This is a genomic window from Noviherbaspirillum galbum (assembly GCF_010974945.1).
GTDB lineage: Bacteria > Pseudomonadota > Gammaproteobacteria > Burkholderiales > Burkholderiaceae_D > Noviherbaspirillum > Noviherbaspirillum galbum.
Genome location: NZ_JAAIVB010000075.1, coordinates 34,320 through 54,227 on the forward strand (window position 1 = coordinate 34,320; position 19,908 = coordinate 54,227).

At 65.3% G+C, this 19,908-nt stretch carries 20 protein-coding genes; 11 read left to right on the top strand and 9 right to left on the bottom strand.

Annotated features, from left to right (window positions below):
- The first annotated feature begins 187 nt into the window (after nucleotides 1-187).
- The 5 genes from G3574_RS22170 to G3574_RS22190 all read left to right on the top strand — a co-directional run bounded on the left by G3574_RS22170 (nucleotide 188) and on the right by G3574_RS22190 (nucleotide 6,586).
- Nucleotides 188-1,453, top strand: coding sequence for a YeaH/YhbH family protein (locus tag G3574_RS22170; protein WP_163967728.1), 1,266 nt, complete (start codon nucleotides 188-190; stop codon nucleotides 1,451-1,453).
- Nucleotides 1,450-3,033, top strand: a complete 1,584-nt coding sequence (locus G3574_RS22175) for a SpoVR family protein (RefSeq protein ID WP_163967729.1) — start codon at nucleotides 1,450-1,452, stop codon at nucleotides 3,031-3,033. The genes G3574_RS22170 and G3574_RS22175 overlap by 4 nt, the downstream gene beginning before the upstream one ends.
- A gap of 275 nt (nucleotides 3,034-3,308) precedes the next feature.
- On the top strand, nucleotides 3,309-4,241 hold the full coding sequence (locus G3574_RS22180; RefSeq protein ID WP_235953563.1) for a DUF4142 domain-containing protein: 933 nt from the start codon (nucleotides 3,309-3,311) through the stop codon (nucleotides 4,239-4,241).
- A 155-nt stretch (nucleotides 4,242-4,396) separates the two neighbouring features.
- Nucleotides 4,397-4,846 (top strand): ferritin-like domain-containing protein, encoded by a 450-nt coding sequence (locus G3574_RS22185; protein WP_163967730.1) that lies wholly within the window; start codon nucleotides 4,397-4,399, stop codon nucleotides 4,844-4,846.
- A gap of 93 nt (nucleotides 4,847-4,939) precedes the next feature.
- Nucleotides 4,940-6,586, top strand: a complete 1,647-nt coding sequence (locus G3574_RS22190; RefSeq protein WP_163967731.1) for an NAD(P)/FAD-dependent oxidoreductase — start codon at nucleotides 4,940-4,942, stop codon at nucleotides 6,584-6,586.
- A gap of 39 nt (nucleotides 6,587-6,625) precedes the next feature.
- On the opposite strand, the gene G3574_RS22195 is transcribed toward G3574_RS22190, so the two are convergent.
- Entirely contained in the window at nucleotides 6,626-7,090 is a 465-nt protein-coding gene (locus G3574_RS22195) for a metallophosphoesterase family protein (protein WP_163967732.1), read from the bottom strand.
- Between the two features lie 254 nt (nucleotides 7,091-7,344).
- Between G3574_RS22195 and cysE the strand changes: the two genes are divergently transcribed.
- Nucleotides 7,345-8,214, top strand: coding sequence for a serine O-acetyltransferase (gene cysE / locus G3574_RS22200; protein WP_205609882.1), 870 nt, complete (start codon nucleotides 7,345-7,347; stop codon nucleotides 8,212-8,214).
- Nucleotides 8,215-8,236: 22 nt separating this feature from the next.
- Here cysE and G3574_RS22205 read toward each other — a convergent pair whose 3' ends face one another.
- Both G3574_RS22205 and G3574_RS22210 read right to left on the bottom strand, forming a co-directional pair.
- The gene (locus G3574_RS22205) at nucleotides 8,237-8,701 is read right to left on the bottom strand and encodes a CHRD domain-containing protein (RefSeq protein ID WP_163967733.1); all 465 of its coding nucleotides are present in this window, start codon (nucleotides 8,699-8,701) and stop codon (nucleotides 8,237-8,239) included.
- Between the two features lie 68 nt (nucleotides 8,702-8,769).
- The gene (locus tag G3574_RS22210; RefSeq protein WP_163967734.1) at nucleotides 8,770-9,474 is read right to left on the bottom strand and encodes a hypothetical protein; all 705 of its coding nucleotides are present in this window, start codon (nucleotides 9,472-9,474) and stop codon (nucleotides 8,770-8,772) included.
- Nucleotides 9,475-9,819: 345 nt separating this feature from the next.
- Between G3574_RS22210 and G3574_RS22215 the strand changes: the two genes are divergently transcribed.
- Nucleotides 9,820-10,539, top strand: a complete 720-nt coding sequence (locus G3574_RS22215) for a TolB-like translocation protein (RefSeq protein WP_163967735.1) — start codon at nucleotides 9,820-9,822, stop codon at nucleotides 10,537-10,539.
- An 18-nt stretch (nucleotides 10,540-10,557) separates the two neighbouring features.
- Here the strand turns inward: G3574_RS22215 and gstA are convergent, their stop codons facing one another.
- Nucleotides 10,558-11,169 (bottom strand): glutathione transferase GstA, encoded by a 612-nt coding sequence (gene gstA, locus G3574_RS22220; protein WP_163967736.1) that lies wholly within the window; start codon nucleotides 11,167-11,169, stop codon nucleotides 10,558-10,560.
- 183 nt (nucleotides 11,170-11,352) lie between these two features.
- On the opposite strand from gstA, the gene G3574_RS22225 reads away from it, so the two are divergent.
- Complete coding sequence (locus tag G3574_RS22225; protein ID WP_163967737.1) at nucleotides 11,353-13,020, top strand: long-chain fatty acid--CoA ligase; 1,668 nt, start codon at nucleotides 11,353-11,355, stop codon at nucleotides 13,018-13,020.
- Between the two features lie 79 nt (nucleotides 13,021-13,099).
- Here G3574_RS22225 and G3574_RS22230 read toward each other — a convergent pair whose 3' ends face one another.
- Nucleotides 13,100-13,699, bottom strand: coding sequence for a regulator of G-protein signaling domain-containing protein (locus G3574_RS22230; RefSeq protein WP_163967738.1), 600 nt, complete (start codon nucleotides 13,697-13,699; stop codon nucleotides 13,100-13,102).
- A 267-nt stretch (nucleotides 13,700-13,966) separates the two neighbouring features.
- On the opposite strand from G3574_RS22230, the gene G3574_RS22235 reads away from it, so the two are divergent.
- Complete coding sequence (locus G3574_RS22235) at nucleotides 13,967-15,451, top strand: B12-binding domain-containing radical SAM protein (RefSeq protein ID WP_163967739.1); 1,485 nt, start codon at nucleotides 13,967-13,969, stop codon at nucleotides 15,449-15,451.
- 23 nt (nucleotides 15,452-15,474) lie between these two features.
- Here G3574_RS22235 and G3574_RS22240 read toward each other — a convergent pair whose 3' ends face one another.
- On the bottom strand, nucleotides 15,475-15,690 hold the full coding sequence (locus G3574_RS22240) for a DUF3717 domain-containing protein (RefSeq protein WP_163967740.1): 216 nt from the start codon (nucleotides 15,688-15,690) through the stop codon (nucleotides 15,475-15,477).
- A gap of 136 nt (nucleotides 15,691-15,826) precedes the next feature.
- Here G3574_RS22240 and G3574_RS22245 point away from each other — a divergent pair, with 136 nt between their 5' ends.
- Nucleotides 15,827-16,531 (top strand): alpha/beta fold hydrolase, encoded by a 705-nt coding sequence (locus G3574_RS22245; protein WP_235953564.1) that lies wholly within the window; start codon nucleotides 15,827-15,829, stop codon nucleotides 16,529-16,531.
- Nucleotides 16,528-17,226, top strand: a complete 699-nt coding sequence (locus G3574_RS22250) for an SDR family oxidoreductase (protein ID WP_163967742.1) — start codon at nucleotides 16,528-16,530, stop codon at nucleotides 17,224-17,226. The genes G3574_RS22245 and G3574_RS22250 overlap by 4 nt, the downstream gene beginning before the upstream one ends.
- A 20-nt stretch (nucleotides 17,227-17,246) precedes the next feature.
- On the opposite strand, the gene G3574_RS22255 is transcribed toward G3574_RS22250, so the two are convergent.
- From G3574_RS22255 to G3574_RS22260, 3 genes are read right to left on the bottom strand one after another with little or no spacing between them, the layout of a single operon-like run.
- Complete coding sequence (locus G3574_RS22255) at nucleotides 17,247-18,431, bottom strand: pyridoxal phosphate-dependent aminotransferase (protein WP_163967743.1); 1,185 nt, start codon at nucleotides 18,429-18,431, stop codon at nucleotides 17,247-17,249.
- Entirely contained in the window at nucleotides 18,422-18,547 is a 126-nt protein-coding gene (locus tag G3574_RS28715) for a hypothetical protein (RefSeq protein WP_268958904.1), read from the bottom strand. Before G3574_RS28715 ends, G3574_RS22255 begins: the two co-directional genes overlap by 10 nt.
- Nucleotides 18,548-18,569: 22 nt before the next feature.
- Nucleotides 18,570-19,787, bottom strand: coding sequence for an MFS transporter (locus G3574_RS22260; protein ID WP_163967744.1), 1,218 nt, complete (start codon nucleotides 19,785-19,787; stop codon nucleotides 18,570-18,572).
- Between the last annotated feature and the right edge of the window lie 121 nt (nucleotides 19,788-19,908).

Consider the following 19,908-nt stretch of genomic DNA (forward strand, 5'->3'; position numbering starts at 1 on the left):
ACGCCATTGCTTTCACCAGCGACCTGCATGCTGTTCTTTGAACGCGCCGGAAACCCAGCCCCACCCTGACCCTCCCCTTGAAGGGGAGGGGACCAAGTTCGAAACGCTCCCCCTGTCAGGGGGGAGCAAGGTAGAACCCTCCCACTCACCGGGAGGGGACTTATCTGAAAATCCAGCAGGAGGCATTTTGGCTCACCTCATCGACCGGCGCCTGCAAGGCAAGAACAAGTCTGCTGGCAACCGCGAACGCTTTCTGCGCCGCTACAAAGGGCAGATCAAGGAAGCGGTGGCACGCGCCATCAAGGGCCGCTCGATCACCGACATCGAGAAAGGCGAAAAAGTATCCATCCCCGTGAAGGACATCAACGAACCCACGTTCGGCCATGCACAAGGCGGCGTGTGGGAAGTGGTCCGTCCGGGCAACCGCGAATACCAGAAGGGCGACCAGATCCAGCGGCCGAAGGGCGGGCAGGGTCAGGGCAAGGGCAAGGCCAGCAACAGCGAGGAGACCAGCGAGGACGACTTCGCCTTCGAGCTGACGCGCGAAGAGTTCATGAACTACTTCTTCGAGGACCTCGAGCTGCCCAACCTGGTCAAGACGCAACTGACATCCCTGGTCGAGTTCAAGCAGCAGCGCGCCGGCTACACCATCTCCGGCACGCCGACCAACATCCACGTCCTGCGTTCCATGCGCGGCGCCATCGGCCGCCGCATCGCGGTGGGTGCCAAGTCGCGCAAACGCCTGCGCGAGGCCGAGGCCGAGCTGGAAGAACTGCAGAAGACCGCGTTCGAGGATGACCACCGCCTGCTCGCGCTGCGCAAGGAGATCCATCACCTGCGCACGCGCATCCACGCGATTCCCTTCCTCGATCCGATCGACCTGCGCTACGCCAACCGCATCAAGGTGCCGAAGCCGTCCAGCCAGGCGGTGATGTTCTGCGTGATGGACGTGTCCGGTTCCATGGACCAGGCGAAGAAGGATGCCGCCAAGCGCTTCTTCATCCTGCTCTACCTGTTCCTCGAGCGCGCCTACGAAAAGATTTCGGTCGTGTTCATCCGCCACCATACGCAGGCCACCGAAGTCGAGGAAAACGATTTCTTCAACTCGCGGGAGTCGGGCGGCACGGTGGTGTCTTCGGCACTGCATCTGCTGCACAAGATCATCGCCGAACGCTATGCGAGCAGCGACTGGAACGTGTATGTGGCGCAGGCGTCCGACGGCGACAACTGGGACAACGATTCTGTCACCTGCCGCGAGCTGCTGATCAACAAGATCATGCCGCTGGTGCAGTACTACTCCTACGTGGAAATCACCGACGGCGAGCCGCAGAACCTGTGGTACGAGTACACACAGATTCCCGCCGTCCATCCGCACTTTGCGATGCAGAAGATCGAGTCGCCGGCCGACATTTATCCGGTGTTCCGCGAACTGTTCAAGAAGCAAACGAAATGACGACCATCACCGACATCGTTCCGAAGAAAGAAAAGGCGCCGCGCAAGAGCGGCGGTTCGCGCAAGAAGGCCGCCAAGCCATTCCGCCTGCCCGACCAGTCGGAATGGACCTTCGAGCTGATCGAGCAGATCCACGAGGAAATCCGCCGCGTGGCCGAGGGCTTCGGGCTGGACACCTACCCGAACCAGCTCGAGGTCATCACCGCCGAGCAGATGATGGACGCCTACGCTTCCGTCGGCATGCCGGTGTCGTATGCGCACTGGTCCTTCGGCAAGCACTTCCTCGCCACCGAGAAGAGCTACAAGCGCGGCCACATGGGCCTGGCCTACGAGATCGTGATCAACTCCGATCCCTGCATCGCCTACCTGATGGAAGAAAACAGCCTGACGATGCAGGCGCTGGTGATCGCGCACGCTTCCTATGGCCACAACTCCTTCTTCAAGGGCAATTACCTGTTCCGCACCTGGACCGATGCCGAGGCAATCATCGACTACATGGTGTTCGCCAAGAACTACATCGCGGAATGCGAACAGCGCTATGGCATCGAGGCGGTGGAACTGCTGCTCGACTCTTGCCATGCGCTGCAGAACTATGGCGTGGACCGCTACAAGCGTCCCGCCAGGCTGTCGATGGCGGAAGAGCGTGAACGCCAGGAGGAGCGCGAGCGCTACCTGCAGTCCCAGGTCAACGACCTGTGGCGCACCCTGCCGCGCAAGGCCGAGGTGGTGGCCGAGCAGGCGCCCAGGCGCTTTCCGGCGGAGCCGCAGGAAAACCTGCTCTACTTCATCGAGAAGTACGCACCGCTGCTGCAGCCCTGGGAGCGCGAGATCGTCCGCATCGTGCGCAAGATCTCGCAGTACTTCTATCCGCAGCGCCAGACCCAGGTCATGAACGAAGGCTGGGCGACGTTCTGGCACTACACCATCCTCAACCAGCTGTATGACGAGGGCGTGGTGGGCAATGGCTTCATGATGGAATTTCTGCAGAGCCATACCAACGTGGTGTACCAGCCGCCGGTGACGAGCAAGTATTTCAACGGCATCAATCCGTATGCCCTGGGCTTCGCGATGATGCGCGACATCCGCCGCATCTGCGAAAACCCCACCGAGGAAGACCGCCACTGGTTCCCGGACATGGCCGGCAGCGACTGGAAGAAGACGCTCGACTTCGCGATGCGCAACTTCAAGGATGAAAGCTTCATCTCGCAGTACCTGTCGCCCAAGCTGATCCGGGACTTCCACTTCTTCTCCGTGCTGGATGACGACAAGAAAGACAAGCTGGAGATTTCGGCCATCCATGACGAAGCGGGTTACCGCTACATCCGCGAGCAGCTGGCCGGACAGTACAACCTCGGCAACCGCGAACCGAACATCCAGGTCTGGTCCGTTGACACCCATGGCCATCGTTCGCTGACGCTGCGCCATACGCAGTACCTGCGCCGTCCGCTGAGCAACCAGACCGACGAGGTCCTCAGGCACGTGGCGCGCCTCTGGGGCTTCGACGTGCTGATGGAAACGGTCGATCCCCAGGGCAACGTGCTGCACAAGACGGAGTGCAAGTGCGAGAAGCGCGCGCAATGACGCGACGCTGAACGAGCCCGCCAGAACGGCACCCCGGCCCAGGCCGCGGCGCCGTTTTTTTCATGCTTCCGCTCCGGCAAGGCTTGCCTGTAATTTTTTCCGCTGGCCTGTAGTCTCTTCCAAGGCGATCCGCCGCCATCAAGCTTTTCCTTCACCGTTCTCCCCGGGGGCGCCGCGTTCCGGCGCTCTGGCACGGGCATTGCGTTGCACTTATGTTACGTGCCTTGGCCAAGTGGCCGGGCGGGACCCGATATTGACTAACAAGGAGAACGTTCATGTCCAAAGCTTCCATGTTGCAACGCATGCTTGGTGTTGCAGTCATTGCCGCAATGTTCGGCGCCACCGGCGTTTATGCTCAATCCACCCAGGCCGGCAGCACCTCGAAGGATGCTGCGGGCATGACTCCGGCGAACAAGTCCGGCGAAATGAGCCCCACCGGCCAGAACGAAACCAGCAGCGTCGCCACGCCCAGCGGCGCCCAAGGCAAGTCCGCAGGAAAGGCCGCGGGCAAGAGCGCATCCGGCAAGGTCAGCCGTGCCGACGCCAAGATGATGCGCGACCTCGCCTATGCCAACATTTCCGAGATCGAGGCCGCCAAGCTGGCGCAGAGCAAGTCGAGCAACGACCAGGTCAAGCAGTTCGCGCAGAAGATGATCGATGACCATACCAAGGCAAGCCAGGACCTGCAGGCCCTGGCAGACGCCAAGGGCGTGAAGCTGCCGACCACGCCGGACACCAAGCACAAGGCGGCGGTGAAGATGATGTCGGCCCTCTCCGCGGAAAAATTCGACCAGAAATACCTCGCCCAGGGCGGCCTGCGCGACCACAAGAATACCCACCAGCTGCTGGCGCGCATCGAAAGCCGCGCGAGCGATCCCGACCTGAAGGCATTGGCCACCAAGACCATGCCGGTGGTCGACCAGCACCTCCAGCTCGCCCAGGACGTGACCAGCGGCAAGTCGACCGGCAGCATGTCCGGCTCCAGCGGCTCGACCTCGGGCAGCTCGGCCTCGGGCACCGGCGGCACGACGGGCAAGACGCCGGCGGTGGGCGCCGGCCCTTCCGACACGTCCGGCAATAGCGCCACCTCCGGCAGCGCCGCGGCAAGCCGCGCACCGTCCACCGGCACCGGCGACAAGCCAGGCACCGCAACCGATACCGGCACCAACACCACCGGCACCGGTTCGTCCAGCAGCACCAGCAAGTAAGGCCTCGGGGCTTGCGCCCCGGAGCACGCACGGTACGCTCGGTACGGCCAGCATGACCGGCCGACGGACGGCGAACGACCGATTCCCCGCGGCAGCCCGCCGGCTGCAGCGGGGATTTGCGTCTCTGACGACAGCAGACATGCACAGGAGCAGCCATGGATCACGATGAAGTCATCCACACCTTGAACGACCTGATCGAAACCACCAAGGACGGCGAAGAGGGATTCCGCACCTGCGCGGAAAACATCGGCGACACGTCCCTCAAGTCCTTCTTTTCCAACCGGGCGCAAAGCTGCGCGGCGGCGGCGGCGGAATTGCAGAACCTCGTGCGCAACTATGGCGGCGACCCGGAAAAGGGCAGCGGCCTGGGCGGCGCCATCCACCGGCGCTGGGTGGACATCAAGGCGACCCTCCTGGGCGGCAGCGATGCATCGATCCTGAAGGAGTGCGCGCGGGGAGAGACCGTCGCCGTCGCCAGCTATCGCCGGGCGCTGGAAAGGAATCTTCCGGTCGATGTGCGCGGTGTCGTCGAAAAACAGTATCAGGGCGTGCTCCAGAACCACGACCACGTCCGCAGCCTGCTCGACCAGTCACGCATATCATGAGCCCCGGCGCGGCGGAGCGGCGCGGGCGAGTCGGGTAGAATAGCGGTCTTCCTGCGCTTTCCCGCGTCATTGCCAGTTTCTTCCGCCACGCTGATGTTGCGACTCACGAATATCATCCTCCCGCTCGATCATCCCGAAGCCGACCTGACGGGCGCCATCCTTTCCCGGCTCAAGATCGCGCCCGAGGACCTGCTTTCCTTCACCATTTTCCGGCGCGGCTACGATGCGCGCCGGCGCAGCGCCATCACGCTGGTCTATACCATCGACGCGCAGGTCCGCAACGAGGCGGAAGTGCTGATGCGCATGCAAGGCCAGCCCCATGTCGGCCCGTCGCCGGACACCAGCTACAAGTTCGTCGCCCAGGCGCAGCCCGCCCAGCCCACGCGGCCGGTTGTGATCGGCCTCGGCCCCTGCGGGATCTTCGCCGCCCTGATCCTGGCCCAGAGCGGATTCCGCCCCATCATCCTCGAACGCGGCAAGGTCGTGCGCGAACGCACCAAGGACACCTGGGACTTGTGGCGCAAGGGCGAGCTCGATCCGGAATCCAACGTGCAGTTCGGCGAAGGCGGCGCCGGCACCTTCTCCGACGGCAAGCTGCACAGCGGCATCAAGGACCCGAAGCACTACGGCCGCAAGGTGCTCACCGAATTCGTCAAGGCGCATGCGCCCGAGGAAATCCTCTACGTCAGCAAGCCGCACATCGGCACCTTCCGCCTGGTGAAGATGGTGGAAGCCATGCGCGACACCATCGAATCGCTCGGCGGCGAATTCCGCTTCAAGAGCAAGGTGACGGACCTCGAGATCGACGGCGGGCAGGTACGCGGCGTGATGCTCGAAAACGGCGAACGCATCGCCACCGACCACGTGGTGCTGGCGGTCGGACACAGCGCGCGCGACACCTTCCAGATGCTCTACGACCGCGGCGTCTACGTCGAGGCCAAGCCCTTCTCGATCGGTTTCCGCGCGGAACATCCGCAGTCCATGGTCGACCGGGCCCGCTTCGGCAGGTTCGCCGGCCATCCGCTGCTCGGCGCGGCCGACTACAAGCTGGTGCACCATTGCCGCAATGGCCGCACGGTCTACAGCTTCTGCATGTGCCCCGGCGGCACGGTGGTGGCCGCCACTTCCGAAGCGGGCCGCGTGGTCACCAACGGCATGAGCCAGTACTCGCGCAACGAGCGCAATGCCAACAGCGGCATCGTGGTGGGCATCTCGCCGGCGGACTATCCCGGCCATCCGCTGGCCGGCATCGATTTCCAGCGCGAACTGGAATCGCGCGCCTACGTGCTGGGCGGAAGCACCTATGACGCGCCCGGCCAGCTGGTGGGCGATTTCATCGCCGGCCGGCCGTCGACGGAACTGGGCGCGGTGCAGCCTTCGTACAAGCCGGGCGTGCACCTGACCGACCTGGCCACCGCCTTGCCGGACTACGCCATCGAGGCGATCCGCGAGGCGCTGCCCGCCTTCGACAAGCAGATCAAGGGCTTCGCCATGCACGATGCGGTGCTCACCGGCGTGGAGACCCGCACCTCGTCCCCGATACGCATCAAGCGCCAGGACAACTACCAGAGCATGAACGTCAAGGGACTGTTCCCGGCGGGCGAGGGCGCGGGGTATGCCGGCGGCATCCTGTCGGCGGCGGTGGACGGCATCCGCGTGGCCGAGGCCGTGGCCTTGTCCATGGTCGGACGGGACAACGATGCGAAAGGCGGCGGGGTGTCGCTGCCCCAGGATTACTGACCGGCCGCGCCATGACCCCCGCCTGATCCGCCCGGGGGATCAGTCGACTTCCAGCGTCTTCAGGCGCGCCTTCGCCCTGCCCTCGTCCACTTCAAGGTAAGCCACGGAAATCGGCAGCTTGAAGCGGCGCGGGCCGGCGCTGCCGGGATTCACGTAGAGCACCGTCCCCTCCATCTTCATCAGCGGGCGGTGGGAATGTCCCGAGATCACCACGTCCACGCGCTCGGCGCGCGGATCGATTTCCATCTGCGCCAGATCGTGCACGACGTGGATGCGCACGCCGTCGATGTCCACGGTTTCGGTTTCCTGCAGGATCTCGGTCCATGTGCCCCGGTCGTTGTTGCCGCGCACCGCGAGCACCGGGGCGATCCTTTCCAGTTCTTCCAGGACTTCCTCGTTGCAGATGTCCCCGGCATGGATGATGCGGTCCACGCCCGTCAATGCCACCCTGGCTTCCGGCCGCACCAGCCCGTGCGTATCCGAAATCAATCCGATCAAGGTCATGCCTGCCGGCCTTCCTGAAATGTGGTTAAATGAATCAACCGTGAAAAACGCATAAGCTTATTCCGGTTCCTTCGTGAATCAGACCCGGCGAGATTGGACCCATGACGCGCGCTGTTGTTTCCGTAAAACGCATTTGTTGCCGCTGGCGGCCTGTGGGGCTTGCCGGGTAGCAGCACGCATTCGACAAATTCCGATGGCCGCAGCGCACATGCCTGCGGCCATTTTGCTTTGGGCCCTTGCCCGAGGGAGAAAACATGAGCAGCATCGATCATCATCTCGCGGCGTCCATGACCCGCCATTCCGCCGCCCTGGATGCGGCGCGGCACGCGGAGCCGGTCATGGAAAGCCTGCTCGAGGATAGCATCTGGGAGCGCATGCGCGAGACGGCGCTTGCCGTGGCGCGCCGCGAACCCATGCTGGCCCGGCGCCTGCAGCAACTCATCCTTCCGCATGCCGAACCGGCCGCGATGCTCGCCGCCGTGCTGGCGCGCCGCCTGGCCAGTGACGACCTGCCGGAACCGGCGCTGCGCGACCTGATGCAGTCCGTGCTCGAGGAAGACGCGACCGCCCTGCATCGTGCAACCGCCGACCTGGCCGCGGTGAAGGACCGCGATCCCGCCTGCCCCGACCACCTGCACGTCATCCTTAACCTCAAGGGCTACCAGGCCTTGCAGGTGCACCGCGTGGCCCACGCGCTATGGCGGGAAAGCCGCACCGAACTCGCCTTCGCCCTCGCCAACCAGGCCTCGGCGGCCTTCGCGGTCGACATCCACCCGGCTGCCCGCATCGGCGAAGGAGTGATGCTCGACCATGGCACCGGGATCGTGATCGGCGAAACCACGGTGATCGAAGACAATGTCTCGCTCCTGCAGAACGTGACCCTGGGCGGCACCGGCAAGGAGCACGGCGACCGCCATCCCAAGATCAGGAGCGGCGTGATGATCGGCGCCGGCGCGAAGATCCTCGGCAACATCGAGGTCGGCACCATGAGCAAGGTGGCGGCGGGCAGCGTGGTGCTCAGGCCGGTGCCTCCGCATTGCACCGTGGCCGGCGTACCCGCGCGCGTGGTCCGCCGCCATCGCGAGGATAGCTGTCCGTCGCAGGAAATGGATCAGACCATCTGACTTCGAGGCCGATCCGGCCGCCTCAGGGTTTCATCTGAACCCGGACCTCGCCTCCCGGATAGGTGGCGCTGTGGACGTTGACGTAGAGGTTGCCCTCCTTGTAGGCGGCGTATTGCGACTCCGTCAGGCGCGCGCCGGCGGGCACGCTGAACACCTTTTCGGAGGTCTTGGTCAGCGGCACGATCACCGGGCCGTTGGCGCCCGCCGCGCCCTGGTGGATGTGTGCCGCCATCGCGTTCATGTCTTCCACGATGACCGAGCCGCTCACCGTGCGGTCGGCGGCAACGGCGATCGTGCTGCGGCCGCTGGCCTTGGTGGGATTCGGCGGCACTTCCTGCGCCCCCGTCAGTTCCACGCTGGCCGGCTTGTCGCCGCCCAGTCCCATCTTTTGCATGGCGCCGCAGCCGCCGAGCCCGCCGAGGGCAAGGGCCGTGAGCACCGCCACGGCGGCAAATGCGAGCGGGTGTTTTTCATGATGTGCAGGCATGTTCGTTCTCCTTCGGGGTCGATGAAGCAATCGGGTTCCGGTCGCGTTTCCGGTAGCGGGACGCTGGCTCAGCGTTTCACCGCGAAGCAGTACAGCAGGGCGTCGCCGCCGGTGCTGCGCACGCCCGCGGGATCGCATCCGCGCGTCGGATGCGAGGAATTCCAGGAGGTGGCCCAAGGGGCGTTGATGGGCCCGGAGCGGTCATGGTGGCCGGTCATGGCCGAGCCTTCGGTTCCGCCCTTGGTCCAGTTGCCGCAGGTCATGTCGGCGAATGGCGCGCCCGGAAAAGCGGTGCCGTCCGGACGCGAGCCGGTCAGCATGTCATGCTTGTTGGGGCTGTCGGCGCGGCCGTTCACCGGCTGGCCCTTCTCGTCGAGCGCGGTTTCCTTCGTCAGGTTGTTGGACGGGGAGTGCAGGTCGTCGACGGTCTTCGCGATGACGGCTCCCTTGGCGTTCTGCCAGGGGCCCGTCCCGATGCGGTCGCGCGCGTTCACGAAATTCGGATCGTCGAGCGACTTGCCCTGGGTGCTCAGGTAGGCGTGCCAGGTCTGCTGCCCCGCGCCCGCCGCTTGCGCCAGCGACTGGCAATGCTGGTCGGCGCCTTCCAGTCCGCCGAGGTCGCCGCCCTTGCCGATTCCCGCGCTGGTCACGAAAAAGCTCATGTTGGCGGCGCCCGCCGGCAATCCGCCCGGCCCTCCGCCGGTGCCGGCGCATCCCGCCAAGCCCGCCATCGCGCCCGCCAGCGCCGCCACGCTCCGCGTCAATCCGTTCATGTCGTCTCCTGTTATTCGTTTTCGTTTGCAGCCAACGTCGAATCATGCGGCGCGCCGTGGGTTTCCGACCGGTCCGCCCCTGCTTCCGCCTTCCACGGAATCGTGCAGGATCGCCGCTCGGACGCGCGCAACTTGCAGTGTCGGGCCTGGCGGCGCGCATGCCCACCCGCTCCGCATCGAGTTTTGCAAAATATCAAAGGGATCCCCGGGCGGCACGCCGGCGTTTCCGGTCACGATCTGGTCAAGGCGCATGGCAATGGATGGTTTTTGCCGCCACGCATGTCTTATACTTGCGGCTGCACGCCGCGCCGCCTTGCCGGCCCGCCCTGATAGGAAAGGATGACCATGGACCGTACCGTCTCGCGTTTTGCCCTGGCCGGCTTGGCCAGCCTGGCTTGCTTACTGACGGGATGCGCGCTGTTGTTCGGCAAGCAGGTCGATCCGGACAGCCGGATGATCTCGCCGGACGGGTCGAAGGCGATCTGGCGGGTGGTCGAGGTGCGCAGCCCGCTGTACGTCGGGCGTGTGGCGGGCAACGAGCCGCCGCGGCAACTGATGGCGGTCCACGGCCCGGCCTATTGGGCCAGGGACAGCCGGCACGTGGTGGTGCAGGCCGAACGGTCGGGCAAGCAGTCCGACATCCTGGTGTTCGACAGCGAGCGCCCGCAGCAGGAGCCGCTGAACCTGACGCCCTGGAGCGGGGCGCGCTCTGTGGTGGTGCCCGGCGCCCTGTCGGCCGACAAGGTTTATTTCGCCAGCAACAGGCGCGACGACGCGGTGTTCGACCTGTATGCCGGCGACATCGCGAGCGGCGCCGCCGAACTCGTGTTCCGCAATCCCGGCGACGTGGTCCAATGGATCGCCGATGTCGACGGCACCATCGGCGCCCGGGTGCGGCAGCAGGACGAACAGTACATCCTCCAGGTGATGAATCCCTCGACCCACACCTGGAGGTCGGTCTACCACTGGACCGACGACAACAAACTCACTCCCGAGCGCATCGACCGCGCCAACGGCGAATTCCTCGCCGTGGCGAAGAAGGTCAAGTACCAGGCCAGCCGCTGATCGGCCCCGGGGCAGGGATCAGGACTTGATCAGTCCTTCCTCGCGCATGGCGGCCTGCACCGCGGGCCGCTCGGCGACACGCCCGAGATAGGCTTGCACCGCCGGCCAGGGGCCCAGGTCGAACTTCACCAGCCGCGTCCAGCTCAGGACCGTGAAGAGATAAGCATCGGCAACGGTGAACCGGCTGCCCATCAGGAATTCCTGCTTCTGCAAAATCGGCTCGACGATCTTCAGCCGGTTCGTCAGCGTGTCGCGCGCGCCCTGCTTGGTTTCCTGGGGAGAGCTGGAGTGGAACAGCGGGCCGAAGGTCTTGTGGAATTCCGAGGAAATGAAATTCAGCATTTCCATCAGCCGGTAGCGTTCCATGGTGCCGGCGGCGGGCGCGAGTCCGGTTTCCGGCTTCCGGTCGGCGAGGTACTGCAAGACGACCGCGGCCTCGGTCAGGATTTGGCCATCGTCGAGCTGCAGCGCGGGCACGTAGCCTTTCGGATTGATGGCGCGGTAGTCGCCGCCGCTGGCGGTTTTCTTGTCGGCAAGGTTGACTTTCTCTGTATCGAAATCGAAGCCGGCTTCGCGCAGCACGATGTGCGCGGACAGGGAACAGGCGCCCGGAGAGAAATACAGCTTCATGCAACACCTTCCTTCTTGTTGGTCGGGATGAACGGACGACGCGTCCGTGATGGCGATGGTAGCGCAGCGCACCGACGTCCGCTCGCGCGCGATGCGGGACTCGCGCAAAGCATGATTCACCGGCCGCGCCTATAATGAACCGGCATAACAAAGAGAACAGTACGGCATCCACACAGGAGACTTATGAAACCCTTGCATTACGCCCACTGGCCGGCGGGCATGCCCTACGCCATCAGCACCCCCGATACCAGCGTCTACGTGAATCTCGAGGTGTCCGCCCTGCGTTATCCCAACCGGCCGGCCATCATTTTCTACGATACCGTCCTGACCTACGCCGAGCTGCATGCGGAGGTGCTGGCACTGGCCGGCTACCTGCAGCAGGCGTGCGGCGTCAAGCGCGGCGACCGGGTCCTGCTGAACATGCAGAACAGCCCGCAATTCATCATCGCCTACTACGCCATCATGCGCGCCGATGCCATGGTGGTTCCTGTCAACCCGATGCTGATGACCGACGAGCTGCGCCATTACATCGAAGACAGCGATGCCGCGGTTGCCATCGTTTCCCAGGAAATCTTCGCCCGCACGGCGCCGCTGGTCGGCACCACCGGCCTCAAGCATGCGATCGTCGCCGCCTACTCCGACTACGCCACCGCGGCCACCGACCTCAACGTGCCCGACTTCGTGCGCGCGCCGTACGGCGTGCCGCCCCAGGACGGCGTCGTTCCCTGGAAGGAAGCGATCGCGCAGCGCCACGCGCCGCGCGTTCACGAGGCCGGCCCCGACGACCTGGCCTGCATGCCCTATACCTCCGGCACCACCGGCAAGCCCAAGGGCTGCATCCATACCCATCGTTCGGTGATGTTCAACGCGGTCGCCAGCCCGACCTGGTCGGGACCGATGGCGCCCGACCACGTGACCCTCGCTGTGCTGCCTTTTTTCCACGTCACCGGCATGCAATCGGTGATGAACGCCATGATCTACACCGGCGGCGCGATCGTGGTCCTGCCGCGCTGGGACCGCGACGCGGCCGGCCAGCTCATCACCCGCTACAAGGTCACGACCTGGACCCTGATCCCGACCATGATGATCGATTTCCTGTCCAACCCGCGCCTGGCCGAGTACGACATCTCCGGCCTCAAGCGCGTGTCGGGCGGGGGCGCGGCCATGCCGGCGGCGATCGCCCAGAAGCTGCTCGACCTCACCGGCCAGCAGTACATGGAAGGCTACGGCTTGTCCGAAACCATGGCGGCCTCGCACGTCAACCCGCCCAATCGCATGAAGCAGCAATGCCTCGGCATGCCTTACCTGAACGTCGATTCGCGCGTCGTCGATCCGGTCACTTTCCAGGAAATGCCGCCCGGCGAAACCGGCGAGATCTGGATCAATGGCCCGCAGGTGTTCCAAGGCTACTGGAAGGATCCGAAGAAGACCGAGGAATCCTTCGCCGAACTCGACGGCAAGCGCTTCTTCCGCTCCGGCGACCTCGGCTACGTGGACGAGGAAGGCTTCTTCTTCTTTACCGACCGACTGAAGCGCATGATCAACGCCAGCGGCTTCAAGGTCTGGCCGGCGGAAGTGGAGTCGATGATGTACCAGCATCCCGCGGTGCAGGAATGCTGTGTCATCGCGGCCAAGGACCCTTACCGCGGCGAGACCGTGAAGGCGGTCATCGTCAAGCGGCCGGGCACCGACCCGACCCCGGACGAGATCGTGCAATGGGCCCAGCAGAAGATGGCAGCCTACAAGGTGCCGAAGGTGATCGAGTTCGTCGATACCCTGCCCAAGTCCGCGACCGGCAAGGTCATGTGGCGTGCCTTGCAGGAACAGGAAATGGCAAAGGCTGCCGCCTGATCCTGAAGGCGGCCTGCACGCTTGCGTCCGGAAGGCCGAGCGCAAGCGCGACGCGATAGCCCGTTACGCCAACGTGCCGTCAGCGGACCGGCGAGGCAGGCACCTGAAGCTGCCTGCCCTGCAGCACGCGCGCGACGCGCTCCGGGCTCTGGTGCAGGTTCTGGCGCAGCATGCGTTCGACGGTGTCCCGCGCGCCGTCGAACTCATCGCCGCTCAAGGCCGCGCCGCTTTCCGAAGCGGACGCCACGCGATCCATGATGGCTTGCCGGGTGGGTCCGTCGATATTGATTTCATGCGGCGAACGCGGCTCGATAAATTCCTTGACGATCCGTTTCGCTTCCTTCCTGGCCGCCCAGGACCGCAGCACACCGCTGGCGCCGTTGGTGGTGAGGGTTTTTTCGTACTTGTACGCGGCACGCAGGAAGCGCGCGGATTCGTGCATTCCCGATTCGCTGTCCTTGGACAGGAACTTCAGCAGCTGGCGGCTTTCCTCCCGGCTCGAGGGCGTGAAAAGCTCCCTGGGCGAAATGGGCGAAATGGGCGTGACGGGCGAAAGCGGCGAGGGGTGCGAGGCGGCCGAGCGGCTGAACGGTTCGCGGGACCCGGCGTCGACCCGCTCGCCCGGCGCGGGCATCGCTGGGCGCTTCAGCAGCGCCTTGCACCTGGACTTGAACGTCATCCATTTGCTGCCCGGTGGGGCCATGGCTATCCGCACGGGACTGTCATCGGTGAGCGGGATGGGCTGGCAAGAAGAAAGGGAAGGGATGTCGGCGGGACCCGCGTGTCGCGCGGAACTGAAGATCTTCATCGTGGAACTGGTTGCCTTGAGTGGTGGAAACCAATCTGGGTGACGAATGGAAACATTGAGTTTCGCCGCCGTCCCGCCTGCTTGAGCAGGATCAAGGCGGCGACGAGCGTAAAATAGCGGCCTTGCCCGCGCCACGCCATGACCATCCTCCTCTCCACCCTCAATGCCCGCTACACCCATGCCTCACTGGGCCTGCGCTATCTCCTTGCTAACATGGGCGACCTGCAGCCGGCCACCCGGCTGATGGAGTTCGTCATCGGCGCGAAGCCCGCCGATCTCGCCGAACGCCTGCTGGCGCACGAGCCGCGCATCATCGGCTTCGGCGTCTATATCTGGAACGTCGAGGAAACCACCAGGCTGGTGGCCCTGCTCAAGCGCGTCGCGCCGGAGGTGGTGATCGTGCTCGGCGGACCCGAGGTCTCGCATGAGACCGGAGAGCAGGACATCACCCGGCTGGCCGATTACGTGGTGACAGGCTGGGGCGACGTCACCTTTCCCGCGCTTTGCCGCCAGATCCTGCATGGCCCCAAGCCGCTGATGAAGGTGCATGCCGGCGTGCAGCCGCCGCTGCAGGACATTGTCCTGCCCTATCACCTCTACGACGACGACGACATCGCCCACCGCACGCTGTATGTCGAAGCCTCGCGCGGCTGCCCGTTCAAGTGCGAGTTCTGCCTGTCGGCGCTGGACAAGACCGCCTGGCCGTTCGACCTCGACGCCTTCCTCGGCGCGCTGGAAAGCCTGCATGCGCGCGGCGCGCGGCTGTTCAAGTTCGTCGACCGCACCTTCAACCTGAACGTCAAGGCCAGCCTGCGCATCATGCAGTTCTTCCTCGACAAGCTGGAGGCGCATCCCGACGATCCGGTCCATGCCCATTTCGAAGTCGTGCCCGACCACCTGCCCGAGGCGCTGAAGGCGGCGATCATGCGCTTTCCGCAGGGAACGCTGCAGTTCGAGATCGGCATCCAGAGCTTCAACCCGGAGGTCCAGGCCATGGTCAGCCGCCGCCAGGACAACGAGAAAGCCGCCGACAACATCCGCTGGCTGCACCAGCATTCCCGCGCCCATCTCCACGTCGACCTGATCGCCGGCTTGCCCGGCGAGGACCTCGACAGCTTCGCGCGCGGCTTCGACAAGCTGGTAGGCCTCGGGCCGCATGAAATCCAGTTCGGCATCCTCAAGCGCCTGCGCGGCACGCCGATCATCCGCCATACCGAGGCCTGCGGCATGGTCTTCGATCCCGCCCCGCCCTATGCGATCCTCGCGACCGACCGCATCGACTTCGGCACCATGCAGCGCCTGGTGCGCTTCGCCCGCTACTGGGACCTAGTGGCCAACTCCGGCCGCTTCGCCAACACGCTGCCGCTCATTCTCGGCGACGCGCCCTTCGCCAACTTCATGGCGCTGTCCGACTGGCTATACCGCCGCACCGACGCGACCCACCGCATCGCGCTCGACAAGCTGGCGGCCCTGGTCGGCGAATGGCTGCGCCAGACGCACGACGAGGAAGCGGTGAACGCGGCGCTGGACGGCGACTACGCGACGCAGGCGCCGCGCCTGCACGTGCGGCAGAAGGCATCGGATGGCGCCATCCGGCGGCAGGCGCAGCACGGACGGCGATGAAAGCGGGAGGATTGCCGGCCGCTTCAGGGTTGCCGGCCGCGCCAGGTGTCGATCAGCTGGCGCGCCGCCGGCTCCAGCGCCTCGATGGGCAAGGCCTTGCTCTGGTGGTAGATCATCATGGCGTAAACCGTCGCCAGCGTGTTCACCTCGGGCGACAGCGCGCGCTCCTCTCCCTGCGAAGGGCGGGCGGCGCGCCAGTAGTTGATGGCTTGTTCGAGGTCGGCGAGAGTAATGTCCATGGCGCTATTGTAAGGGCTGGCGGGAAATGATCCCAAGTCGGTGTCGGCGTGACCCTTTGTTCCAGGAACGGCGACCGCGCTGCCTGCGGTGCCTGTGCTTGTTATCATGCCGGCTACCCCTCCAAGGAGCAAGCCCATGAATTTCCTACTCGTGCATGGCGCCTGGCACGGCGGCTGGTGCTGGCGTGACGTCGCCGGACGGCTCAGGCAGGCCGGACACGCGGCATGGACCCCCACCCTGACCGGCCTGGGCGAGCGCGCCCACCTGCTCGACGCCAGCACCGGCCTGCAAACCTTCGCCGACGACATCTGCGCCGTGATCGAGTGCGAGGAACTGGATGAGGTGGTGCTGGTCGGGCACAGCTTCGGCGGGCTGGTCGCCACCTTGGTGGCCGACCGCATGGCCGCGCGGCTGAAGCAGCTGGTCTACCTCGATGCGCTGATCGTGCCGGCCGGTCAGTCTGGCATGAGCATCCTGTCGCCGGAAGTGCGCCGGGAACGCAGCCGCACCATCGATGCCGAAGGCCTGCGCATGGCGATTCCCTCGCCCGACCGCTTCGGCGTGACCGATCCGGTGCAGGCGGCATGGCTGTCGCGCCGTCTCACACCGCATCCCCTGAAGGGCTACACCGACACCCTCGACCTCGTTCATCCGGTGGGCAATGGCTTGCCCTGCACCTACGTTGCCGTCACCGATCCCTGGTATCCGCCGCTGGCGGGCGTGCGCGACTGGGCCAGGCGGCAACCCGGCTGGCAATGGCGCGAAATCGCCGCCGGCCACGATGCCATGGTGACCTCGCCCGAATCATTGACCCAACTGCTCCTGGACATTGCATCATGAAACCTGTTGCCATCATCACCGCCGCCTCGCGCGGCATGGGCGCCGGCTGCGCCCGCGAACTCGCCGCGCGCGGTTACGTCCTCGTGCTCATGTCGCGTTCCGAAGACATCCACGCCCTTGCCGGCGAGCTGAACGCTACCGCCCTGCAAGGCAGCAGCGACAATGCCGACGACCTGCGCAAGCTGGTCGAGCTCGCCATGACCACGCATGGACGGATCGATGCCGTCGTCAACAATACCGGGCATCCGAAGAAGGGGCCGCTGCTGGAATTGAGCGATGCCGACTGGCACGCCGGGCTCGACCTGCTGTTGCTCAACGTGGTGCGCATGACGCGCCTCGTCACGCCCATCATGCAAGGCCAGGGCGGCGGCGCCATCGTGAACATCTCTACCTTCGCCGCGTTCGAGCCGTCGGCGCGCTTCCCGATTTCCGCGACGCTGCGCGCCGCGCTCGGCAGCTATACCAAGATCTATGCCGATGAGGTTGCAAAGCACGGCATCCGCATCAACAACGTGCTGCCGGGCTACGTGGATTCGATTCCCCAGAACGAGGCGACGCTGGCGCAGATTCCCATGGGCCGGCAGGCCACGGTCGGCGAGATCGCCAAGACCGTGGCTTTCCTGCTGTCGGCGGACGCGGGCTACGTCACCGGCCAGAACCTGCGGGTGGATGGCGGCATCACCCGCTCGGTGTGAGCTGGAAAGACAGATCCGCCCTAGCCCTTGCGCAGGAAGGCTTCCAGGCGTGACGCGCCTTCTTCCAGGCGTGCCACCGAACTGGCGAAGCACCAGCGCACGTAGCCTTCGCCCTCGGGACCGAAGGCGCTCCCCGGGGCCAGGCCCAGCCGCGCTTCCGTCACCAGCCGCTTGCACAGCGCCAGGGTGTCCTGCGCGCCGTCGACGCGGAAGAACAGATACATCGCCCCCTTGGAGCGCGGCGCGGTGACGCCGGGCAGGGAATTGAGCCGCTCGTGCAGGAAATCGCGCGCCGCGCGGTAACGAGCGATGGTGTGGCGGATCACCTCGTCGCCGCGTTCGACCGCAACGATGCCGGCGCGCTGCACGAAGCCGGGCGCGCATGAGGTGTTGTATTCGATCAGCTTGCCCAGGTCGGCCATCACGGCCTCCGGGGCGACCACCCAGCCGAGGCGCCAGCCGGTCATCAGCCAGGACTTCGAGAAACTGTTGGCAGAGACCAGCAGGTCGTCCGGCTCGGCGAGGTCGAGGAAGGACGGCGCGCAGTCCTCGCCTTCGTACACGAGGCGCTCGTACACGTCGTCCGACAGGATCCAGATGCCATGCCGGCGGCAATGCGCGAGAATGATTTCCTGCTGGGCACGGGTGATCACCCATCCGGTCGGGTTGTTCGGCGAATTCAGCAGCACCGCCTTGGTGCCCGGGGTCAGCGCATCCAGCAGTTGCTGCACGTCGAGCTCCCAGGTCTCGCCGAAGCGCAGCGGTACCGTGACCACGTCCGCGCCCAGGATCTTCGGGATTTCCTGCAGGTTCGGCCACAAGGGCGTGACCGCCACCACCCGGTCGCCGGGGCTGATGATGACCTGCGACAGCAGCATCAGCGCCGACACGCCGGAGGACGTGACCGCCACCCGGTTGACGCTCACCGGACGGTGCAGCCGCGACACATAGGCGGCGATCGCCTCGCGCAACGGCGCGATGCCGAAATTGTGCGTATAGAAGGTATCTCCCGCATCGAGCGCCTGCTTGGCAGCGTCGCGGATGAAGGACGGCGTTTCCTCGTCCGGCTCGCCGAACCAGAAGGGCAGCACGCCTTCCAGCCCCAGGCCGGCGTTGGCGACTTCGCGGATGCGCGAGGCGATGAGTTGCTGGACGACGGGACGCGCCGCGGGAGCGGACGCCGGAAACGATATGTTCAAAGGCATAGGATGATGCGGTTGGCGAGGTCGACGACGAAGGAAGGGCGCAGGTAAGCCAGGAAGGACAGGCCGAGCACCGCCGCCACGATGGCGGCCGCCAGCAGTCGCTTCAACAGAGCCATGGCCATGTGCGCCAGGAGGCGATCAGGCGGCGGCAGGCTGCGCCCGCACGATCGCCTTTTCATTGATCGGCAGGTTGATCAGCGCGGCGAAGATGCCCAGCGCCAGCGTGATGCCCCATACCGTATCGTAGCTACCCTGGCGGGTGAAGACGTAGCCGCCCAGCCAGACGCCGATGAAGCTGCCCACCTGGTGCGAGAAAAACACGAAGCCCGACAGCATCGAGAGATACTTCACGCCGAAGATGCCGGCGATCACGCCATTGGTCAGGGGCACCGTCGACAGCCACAGCAGGCCCATCGCCGCCGAGAACAAGTAGACCGACCAGGGCGACAGCGGCGCCAGCAGGAACAGCGCGATCACCAGGGTGCGCGCGAGGTAGATGGAGGACAGCAAGTAGCGCTTGGGCAGGAAGCCGCCCAGCTTGCCGGCGTAGTACGAACCGAAGATGTTGAAGAGGCCGATCAGCGCCAGCGCCATGACCGCGACATTCGGCTCCATGATGCCTTTGTCCCTCAGGTAGGAGGGCATGTGCACACCGATGAAGACAAGCTGGAAGCCGCACACGAAGTAGCCGGCGACCAGCAGCAGGAAGGGCCGGTAGGCGAAGGCCTCGCGCGTGGCCTCGAGGATGCTTTGCTGAGGTCCGCCTGCCTTTTCGGCGGGAAGCTCGCGCAGGTTGAATGCCATCGGCAGCATCACCAGCCCCACCAGCGCGGCCAGCACGTAGAGCGCCTGCTGCCAGCCGGCGGCGGAAATGAGTTGCTGCTCGACCGGCATCATCATGAACTGTCCCAGCGAGCTCGCCGCCGAGGAAATGCCGAAGGCCCAGGAACGCCGGGACTCCGGCGCGGTGCGGCCGATGATGCCGCTGACGGCGCCGAAGGCCGTGCAGGCAAGCGCCGCGCCGATCAGGATGCCCGAACCGACCACGAACAATCCGGCCTGGTTCACAAGCGCCATCCACAGCAGGCCGGCAACGTAGAACAGCGCGCCGACGATCACCACCCGCGCCGTGCCGTAGCGGTCCGCCGCCATGCCGGCGAAGGGTCCGAAGACGCCCCACAGCAGGTTCTGCAGGGCCATGGCCAGCGAATAGGTTTCCCGCGTCCAGCCATGCGCCTGCGAGATGGGCTGCAGCCAGAAACCGAAGCCGTGGCGCACGCCCATGGCGAGCGTGAGCACCATGCCGCTGGCGATCAGGACGGTCTTGAGTTGAGGGGCGCGGGTCGCGGTCAGCATGGCGGCTTCTCCAGTGGTGCCATTGGGGGAAGGTCGAGTGTAGCCGAAGTTAAAAAAGCATGTGGACCGCCTGATTAACCGGGCCAGTCACGCGGGCGCATCCGGCAAAGGCTTTCCAGGC